Below are 5,766 nucleotides of genomic sequence, written 5' to 3' on the forward strand. Positions count from 1 at the left end.
GTACCCTTGTCCCGTGACCAGCCCCACCCCCGCCGACGCCCTCCTGGGCCCCGCCGACGTCCGTGAACTGGCGGCCGCCCTCGGCGTGCGGCCCACCAAGCAGCGCGGCCAGAACTTCGTCATCGACGCGAACACGGTCCGCCGTATCGTCCGCACCGCCGAGGTCCGCCCCGACGACGTGGTCGTCGAGGTCGGCCCGGGGCTCGGCTCGCTCACGCTGGCGCTGCTGGAGGCGGCCGACCGGGTCACCGCCGTCGAGATCGACGACGTCCTGGCCGCCGCGCTGCCCGCCACCGTCGCGGCCCGCATGCCCGGGCGCGCCGAGCGGTTCGCGCTGGTCCACTCCGACGCGATGCACGTCACCGAGCTGCCCGGCCCCGCCCCGACCGCGCTGGTCGCCAACCTCCCCTACAACGTGGCCGTCCCGGTGCTGCTGCACATGCTCGAGACCTTCCCGAGCATCGAGCGCACCCTGGTCATGGTCCAGTCGGAGGTCGCCGACCGGCTCGCCGCCGCGCCCGGTTCGAAGGTGTACGGCGTGCCCTCGGTCAAGGCCAACTGGTACGCCGAGGTCAAGCGGGCCGGTGCCATCGGACGGAACGTCTTCTGGCCGGCGCCCAACGTCGACAGCGGGCTGGTCTCCCTGGTCCGCCGGGCCGAGCCGCCGAAGACCACCGCCTCCCGGCGCGAGGTCTTCGCCGTCGTCGACGCCGCCTTCGCCCAGCGCCGCAAGACGCTGCGCGCCGCGCTCGCCGGCTGGGCGGGCTCGGCGGCCGCCGCGGAGGCCGCCCTGGTCGCCGCCGGGGTGTCGCCGCAGGCCCGGGGGGAGTCCCTGACCGTCGAGGAGTTCGCGCGCATCGCCGAACACGCCCCGCACAAGGAGTCCGCCGCGTGAGCGTCACCGTCCGCGTCCCCGCCAAGGTCAACGTCCAGCTCGCGGTCGGCGCCGCCCGCCCCGACGGCTTCCACGACCTGGCCAACGTCTTCCTCGCGGTCGGCCTGTACGACGAGGTCACCGCGACCCCCTCGCCGGACGGACCGCGGGTCACCTGCGAGGGGACGGACGCCGGCCAGGTCCCCCTGGACCGCACCAACCTGGCCGCCCGCGCCGCCCTCCTGCTCGCCGAGCGGTACGGCCGCGACGCCGGTGTGCACCTCCACATCGCCAAGGACATCCCGGTCGCCGGCGGCATGGCGGGCGGCAGCGCGGACGGCGCGGGCGCGCTGCTGGCCTGCGACGCGCTGTGGGGGACGGGCGCCTCGCGGGAGGAACTGCTCGACCTCTGCGCCGAGCTGGGCAGCGACGTGCCGTTCAGCCTGGTCGGCGGGGCGGCGCTGGGCACCGGGCGGGGCGAGAAGCTGACGGAGCTGGAGGTCGGGGGGACCTTCCACTGGGTGTTCGCGATGGCCGGGCGCGGGCTGTCCACCCCGGCGGTCTTCCGCGAGTTCGACCGGCTGGCCGAGGGCCGGGACGTCCCCGAGCCGGTGGCCTCGCAGGAACTCCTCGACGCCCTCGCCAAGGGCGACCCCGACGCGCTCGCCGCCGCCGTCTCCAACGACCTCCAGCCGGCGGCACTGTCGTTGTTCCCGGAACTGGCGGACACGCTGGCGGCCGGGCGTGCGGCCGGGGCACTGGCCTCGCTGGTCTCGGGGTCGGGGCCGACCACGGCGTTCCTCGCCCGGGACGCGGAAGCGGCGGACGAGGTCGCCGACGCCCTGCGCTCCTCCGGGACGTGCCGTTCGGTGCGCACGGCGGCGGGGCCGGTGCCGGGGGCGACGGTCGTCTGAGGGGCTCAGGACCGCGTTTCGACCGTGCCCAGGTCGATGGCGATGGCAGAAGGCTTGTCGACCTTGAGCCGGTCGTGGTGCACGCCCATGTGCACGTAGGACCGTGTCATCGGGTCGAGTTCATAGACGTGGACGAGGGGCCGGCCGGTGGTCCCGTCCTGCTCGACCCGCCAGTAGTGGGGGATTCCGGCGAGGGCGTACTTGTGCGGCTTGGTCGTACGGTCACGGGACTCCGAGTCGGGCGAGACGACTTCCACGGCGAGGAGGACGTCCTCGGCTTTGAAGCTGGTCTGGTCCAACCCTGTGACCGCATCGGCCCGGACCACGCTGACATCGGGTTCGGGGCCGTTGCGTTCGTCGAGGACGACGGTCATCTCCCGCTCGACGCTGAAGTCCGGGCCGAGGGAGCTTCGTAGACCGTTGACCAGAAGGTCGATCACAAGGAAGTGGAAACGGCGCTGCGGACTCACGAAGACCAGACTCCCGTCGATCAGCTCGGTGTGCGGCGGGAGATCGGGCAGCGTGAACAGGTCGTCCACGGTGTAGCCGTCCACGGGCGGCACCGGCCACGGGTGGCGGTGCTCTACGGACTCGGCGGTCATGGTTCCTCCCATGGACGGGATCCTGCTGCCTGCTCCCTACGGTAGCCGCCCGTTCCCGATCACGTCATCACAAAGAGTGACGATCCCCTCGCATCCCGGTCGCCGTCGGTCACGCCCTACGCTGGATAGCCGATCGATCCCCCAGGCAGGAGTGAAATGGCCGTCAATCTGGTCAATGTCGAGAACGTCAGCAAGGTGTACGGCACCCGTGCCCTCCTCGACGGCGTCTCGCTCGGCGTGTCCGAAGGGGACCGGATCGGGGTCGTCGGACGCAACGGCGACGGCAAGACCACGCTCATCCGGATGCTGGCCCGGCTGGAGGAGGCCGACACCGGACGGGTGACGCACTCCGGCGGGCTGCGCACCGGGGTGCTCACCCAGCACGACTCCCTCGACCCCGCGGCCACCGTCCGGCACGAGGTCATCGGCGACATGGCCGACCACGAGTGGGCGGGCGACGCCAAGGTCCGCGACGTACTGACCGGGCTGTTCGGCGGGCTCGACCTGCCCGGCTTCCCCAAGGGACTGGACACCGTCATCGGACCGCTCTCCGGCGGCGAGCGGCGCCGGATCGCGCTCGCCAAGCTGCTCATCGAGGAACAGGACCTGATCGTCCTCGACGAGCCCACCAACCACCTCGACGTGGAGGGCATCGCCTGGCTCGCCGGGCACCTGCGCGAACGGCGCTCGGCCCTGGTCTGCGTCACCCACGACCGCTGGTTCCTCGACCAGGTCTGCACCCGCATGTGGGACGTGCAGCGCGGCACCGTGTACGAGTACGAGGGCGGCTACTCCGACTACGTCTTCGCCCGCGCGGAGCGCGAGCGCATCGCCGCCACCGAGGAGGTCAAGCGGCAGAACCTGGTCCGCAAGGAGCTGGCCTGGCTGCGCCGCGGGGCGCCCGCGCGGACCTCCAAGCCGCGCTTCCGCGTCGAGGCCGCCAACGAGCTGATCAAGGACGTGCCGCCGCCCCGCGACAGCAGCGAGCTGATGAAGTTCGCCTCCACCCGGCTCGGCAAGACGGTGTTCGACCTCGAGGACGTCACCGTCCAGGCCGGACCCAAGGTGCTGCTCGAGCACGTCACCTGGCAGCTCGGCCCCGGCGACCGCATCGGCCTGGTCGGCGTCAACGGCGCGGGGAAGACGTCCCTGCTGCGCGCGCTGGCCGAGGCGGCCCGCACCGAGGGCGAGGCCCAGCCCGCGGCCGGACGCATCCGCGTCGGGAAGACGGTCAGGCTCGCCTACCTCTCCCAGGAGGTCGCCGAACTCGATCCCGCCTGGCGGGTGCTCCAGGCCGTGCAGCAGGTGCGCGAGCGCGTCGACCTCGGCAAGGGGCGCGAGATGACCGCCGGGCAGCTGTGCGAGACGTTCGGGTTCAACAAGGAGAAGCAGTGGACGCCGGTCGGCGACCTGTCCGGCGGTGAGCGGCGCAGGCTCCAGCTGCTGCGCCTCCTCATGGACGAGCCCAACGTCCTCTTCCTCGACGAGCCCACCAACGACCTCGACATCGAGACCCTCACCCAGCTCGAGGACCTCCTCGACGGCTGGCCCGGCTCGATGATCGTCATCTCCCACGACCGGTTCTTCGTCGAGCGCACCACCGACCGGGTGTTCGCCCTCCTCGGCGACGGCACCCTGCGGATGCTGCCGCGCGGCATCGACGAGTACCTGGAGCGGCGCAGGCGGATGGAGGAGGCCGCCGCGGCCCAGGCCCCGGCGCCCGCTCCCCGCACCGGGCCGGACGCCCCCGAGAGGAGCGCCGCCGACCTGCGCGCCGCCAAGAAGGAACTGCAGCGGATCGAGCGGCAGCTGGACAAGGTCTCCGAGAAGGAGGCCGAGCTGCACACCGCCATCGCCGAGCACGCCACCGACTTCGCGAAGGTCGCCGGACTCGACGCCGAGCTGCGGGAACTGGCCGGTCAGCGGGAGGAGCTGGAGCTGCGCTGGCTGGAACTCGCGGAGGACGCCTGACCCACGCGCGCCCCCGCACGCGGACGCGTGCGGGGGCGCGCGTGGCGTGAAGAGGGCGTGAAGGCGCGTAACGGGGGCATCACAGGGCGGTTCTCCCTTGGGAACAGGGGCTGACGCGGCCCGCTGCGCCGTCGGTACCGGGTGATAGAAAGAGCCCGTCTGAGAACTGTCTGAAGACGACTCTGGGTTCATCACGTACCTCAGGGCGTGGCTAAAAATCAGTGAGTAAGGGGGAACGCGCTGATGACTCAGCCGCCCAACCAGCCGCCGCAGGGTGGTTTCGGAGCGCCGCAGGATCCGCCGCCGGGCGGGGGCTTCGGGGCCCCGCAGACGCCGCCTCCTCCGCAGGGCCCGCCCCCGACCCCGCCGTCCGGCGCCCCGCAGCCCGGGTACGGCTACCCGCAGCAGCCGGGACCGTACGCCTCGGGGCCGTACGCCTCCGGCCCCTACGGGCAGCCGCAGCAGCCGGGACCCTACGGACAACCGCAGCAGCCGGGCCCGTACGGACAGCCCGGGTACGGCTACCCGCAGCAGCCGCAGTTCCCCGGGGCGCCCGGCACGCCGCCCCCCGGATCCGGCTCCCGCAACCCCTTCAAGGGCAAGCCGGCCCTCGTCGTCGGCGCCGCCGCGGCGGCGCTGCTGGTCATCGGCGGCACCGTGTGGGCGGTCTCCGGTGACGGCGGCGGGGAGGACAAGAAGCCGGTCGCCCGGCAGAGCGACGACGCCGAGCCCGAGCCCGGCGCCTCCGGCGCCCCGGTCAACCCCGGCGACGGCAGCGGCGACGGCGGCGAGGACCCGGAGAACCTCAACGAGGGCCGCCGGGCCGGCGAGTCCAAGGTGCTCTGGTACAAGGAGGCGCCCGACGCGCCCGGGTCCGGCGCCGACGCCCCCGGCATGTGGATCACCGACAGGACGGCGGTGAAGGCGGCCTACACGCAGCTGTCCGCCTACCGCGTCGGGGACGGCAAGCCCGCCTGGGAGCCCCTCGTCCTCCCGCACAAGATCTGCGCGGTCACCCCGGAGAAGACGGCCGACAACAAGATCGTCGTCGCGCACATGAGCGGCAAGAGCGACCGCGCCAAGTGCAACCAGCTCCAGCTCGTCGACCTCGACACCGGTGAGAAGGGCTGGACCGAGGAGGTCGCCGACGGCGCGCTGTTCGACTCCGCGCTCTCCATCAAGATGACCCTCGTCGGCAACACGCTGATGGTGGGCCGCTCGCAGTCCGGCACGGCGTACGACGTGACGAGCGGCAAGAAGCTGTTCGAGTCGAAGAAGTACGGCGACGCCTGCTTCCCCTCCGGGTTCGCGGGCGGCGAGCGGCTGATCCAGGTCGCCTCCTGCGGCTCCGGCGGCGACAACGCGCACGACGAGGTCCGGGAGCTCGACCCGAAGACCGGCAAGG

5 protein-coding genes are annotated in these 5,766 nt (G+C 72.6%); 4 read left to right on the top strand and 1 reads right to left on the bottom strand.

All coding sequences use genetic code 11. The features are described 5' to 3' along the window. Positions 1-13 precede the first annotated feature (13 nt). Together rsmA and B7L92_RS33485 are read left to right on the top strand one after the other, a co-directional pair. Positions 14-895, top strand: coding sequence for a 16S rRNA (adenine(1518)-N(6)/adenine(1519)-N(6))-dimethyltransferase RsmA (gene rsmA / locus B7L92_RS33480; protein WP_081241027.1), 882 nt, complete (start codon positions 14-16; stop codon positions 893-895). Next, complete coding sequence (locus tag B7L92_RS33485; RefSeq protein WP_016825898.1) at positions 892-1,788, top strand: 4-(cytidine 5'-diphospho)-2-C-methyl-D-erythritol kinase; 897 nt, start codon at positions 892-894, stop codon at positions 1,786-1,788. Before rsmA ends, B7L92_RS33485 begins: the two co-directional genes overlap by 4 nt. A gap of 5 nt (positions 1,789-1,793) precedes the next feature. Here the strand turns inward: B7L92_RS33485 and B7L92_RS33490 are convergent, their stop codons facing one another. After that, positions 1,794-2,390 carry a Uma2 family endonuclease gene (locus tag B7L92_RS33490; protein ID WP_081241028.1) on the bottom strand — a complete coding sequence of 199 codons (597 nt, stop codon included), beginning with the start codon at positions 2,388-2,390 and terminating at the stop codon, positions 1,794-1,796. Positions 2,391-2,546: 156 nt separating this feature from the next. Between B7L92_RS33490 and B7L92_RS33495 the strand changes: the two genes are divergently transcribed. Further along, the gene (locus tag B7L92_RS33495) at positions 2,547-4,361 is read left to right on the top strand and encodes an ABC-F family ATP-binding cassette domain-containing protein (protein WP_081241029.1); all 1,815 of its coding nucleotides are present in this window, start codon (positions 2,547-2,549) and stop codon (positions 4,359-4,361) included. A 243-nt stretch (positions 4,362-4,604) separates the two neighbouring features. Beyond that, positions 4,605-5,766, top strand: a 1,162-nt coding sequence (locus B7L92_RS33500; protein WP_081241030.1) for a PQQ-binding-like beta-propeller repeat protein, incomplete at its 3' end; no start/stop codon positions are given.

This window comes from Streptomyces viridosporus (assembly GCF_002078235.1).
Classification (GTDB): domain Bacteria; phylum Actinomycetota; class Actinomycetes; order Streptomycetales; family Streptomycetaceae; genus Streptomyces; species Streptomyces viridosporus.